The sequence below is a fragment of the Salipiger sp. HF18 genome (genome assembly GCF_011806505.1).
Classification (GTDB): Bacteria; Pseudomonadota; Alphaproteobacteria; order Rhodobacterales; family Rhodobacteraceae; genus Salipiger; species Salipiger thiooxidans.
This window is the reverse complement of the sequence record NZ_JAATOS010000600.1, coordinates 1-2,196: the sequence shown is the minus strand read 5'-3', so window position 1 is coordinate 2,196 and position 2,196 is coordinate 1. Positions and strand designations below refer to the sequence as shown.

Below are 2,196 nucleotides of genomic sequence, written 5' to 3'. Positions count from 1 at the left end.
CAAGCTGTCGCTTCGTGCCTCGATCACCGGCGAGATCGTCCTGGATGACGTCGAGGTCGGCGAGGAGGCGCTGCTGCCCAACGTCGAGGGGCTCAAGGGGCCGTTCGGCTGCCTCAACCGCGCGCGCTTCGGCATCGCATGGGGCGTGATGGGCGCGGCCGAGTTCTGCTGGATGCAGGCGCGCCAGTACGGGCTCGACCGCAAGCAGTTCGACAAGCCGCTGGCCGGCACGCAGCTCTACCAGAAGAAGCTCGCCGACATGCAGACCGAGATCGCGCTGGGGCTTCAGGCCGCGCTGCGCGTGGGCCGGCTCATGGACAGCGCCAAGGCGGCGCCCGAGATGATCTCGCTCATCAAGCGCAACAACTGCGGCAAGGCGCTCGACATCGCGCGCATGGCCCGTGACATGCATGGCGGCAACGGCATCCAGATCGAATATGGCGTGATGCGCCACGCGGCGAACCTCGAGACGGTGAACACCTACGAGGGCACCCATGATGTGCACGCGCTGATCCTCGGCCGGGCGCAGACCGGGCTGCAGGCGTTCTTCTGACGGCCTCTGGCGTCGGGCGGGGAAGGGGGCTTCGGCCCCCTTTTTCGTTTTTGATCGGTGGGTGGCTGGTGTGGGAGGGGGCTCTGCCCCCGTCGCGCTTCGCGCGACTCCCCCGGAGTTTATCTTGCAAGATGAAGGGCGGGGCGTGGCCCCGTCGGGTCAGCGGATCACGAGGATGATTGCGGCGTAGTGGCTGGCGGCGGCGGCAAGCACATGAGTGTGCCAGATGGCGCGGGCGTAGGGGATGCGGTTGGAGTGGTGGAAGATCGTGCCCACCGTGTAGGCTATGCCGCCCGCCACCAGAAGCACCAGCGAGTCCGCCGGCAGCCTGGTGAGGAAGGGCCAGGCGGCGAGGCCGCCGAGCCAGCCCTGCGCGAGGTAGAGCGCGAAGCCCAGCCGCGCCCAGCGGTGAATCGAGCGCAGCTTGAGGCTGATCCCGATGAGCGAGATCGTCCACGAGGCGGCAGTGAGCGCCAGTCCGGCGCTGCCGCCGATGCCGAGCAGCGCCATCGGTGTGTAGGTGCCCGAGATCAGCAGGTAGATCGCCGCATGGTCGAAGCGCCGGAGCACAGCACGGGTGGGGGCGTGGAGGGTGAGGTTGTAGGCGGCGGAGAAGGAGAAGCTCGCGATCAGGCCCACCGCGTAGGGCACCAGCGGCCAGAGCGCGCCCGAAGGTGCGGCGAGCGCGGCCCAGACGAAGAGCGCCGACACAGCACCGACCGCGAAACAAAGCCCCAGGACGAGCACGACACCGTCGGCCATGTGTTCAGCGGGCGAATGGGACAGGATGTGGCGGGTCATCTTGGTGTCTTCCGGCTGTGCTCCGGGCAGCGGTTGCGAGGGTAGAAACGCGGGTGCGTTCCCATAGAGATGGGTGGGTGGGCCGCGTCGGGCGAGCGCCAGCGCGATTTTGTGATCACGCGCTGCAGGCTGCGTGATCTGGCGTGGCCACCGTCCGGCGGCGTTCGCGTGCCTCTGGCGGGGACCCGACGGGCCGGCGGGGGCCGTGGTCGGGGGTGGTCAGGGCTGCCTGGTCGGACCTTCCCGGTCGGTGCGAGCGGGCAGTGCGAACTCGGTCACGCGACTCAGGCTAGCGGCCAAAAGTAACCGGAGCATTATGGCGGCGCGCGATGGCGCCGGGGTGTTGGAGAGGTGTCGGGCGGGGGGGCGGTGACGCCCCCCGCTGCGGTGTCAGGCGGCGGCTGCCTGTGGGGCGAAGCGGTCGTAGAAGGCCTCGCCGTCCTCGGCCATCTCGCGCAGCAGCTCCGGGCAGGCGAAGCGGGGGCCGTGAGCTTCGGCCAGCGCGTCGCAGCGCTCGGCCGCGTAGGGGGCGCCGAGGATGTCGAGCCACGAGAACGGACCGCCGGACCAGGGCGCGAAGCCCCAGCCGAGGATGGCGCCCACGTCGCCCTCGCGGATGTCCTCGAGCACGCCTTCCTCGAGCGCGCGCACCGCTTCCAGCGCCTGCACGAAGAGCAGACGGTGCTGCACCTCGGTCAGCGAGGGCTGCTCGTCTGCGACCGGGTATTTCGCGGCGAGACCCTCCCAGAGGCCCTGACGCTTGCCCTTCTCGTCGTAGTCGTAGAAGCCCGCGGCGGCCTTGCGGCCCATACGGCCCTCGTCGGCGAGCCAGAAGATCACCT

General features: G+C 69.6%; 2 protein-coding genes and 1 pseudogene. 1 reads left to right on the top strand and 2 read right to left on the bottom strand.

Translation table 11 applies throughout. The features are described from left to right. Positions 1–553, top strand: a 553-nt coding sequence (locus HC022_RS24700) for an acyl-CoA dehydrogenase family protein (RefSeq protein ID WP_303049098.1), incomplete at its 5' end; no start/stop codon positions are given. A 159-nt stretch (positions 554–712) separates the two neighbouring features. Here the strand turns inward: HC022_RS24700 and HC022_RS24695 are convergent. Continuing rightward, positions 713–1,354 carry a hemolysin III family protein gene (locus tag HC022_RS24695; RefSeq protein ID WP_089955087.1) on the bottom strand — a complete coding sequence of 214 codons (642 nt, stop codon included), beginning with the start codon at positions 1,352–1,354 and terminating at the stop codon, positions 713–715. A gap of 390 nt (positions 1,355–1,744) precedes the next feature. Next, a pseudogene (locus HC022_RS24690) lies at positions 1,745–2,196 on the bottom strand (3-hydroxyacyl-CoA dehydrogenase); the annotation flags it as partial.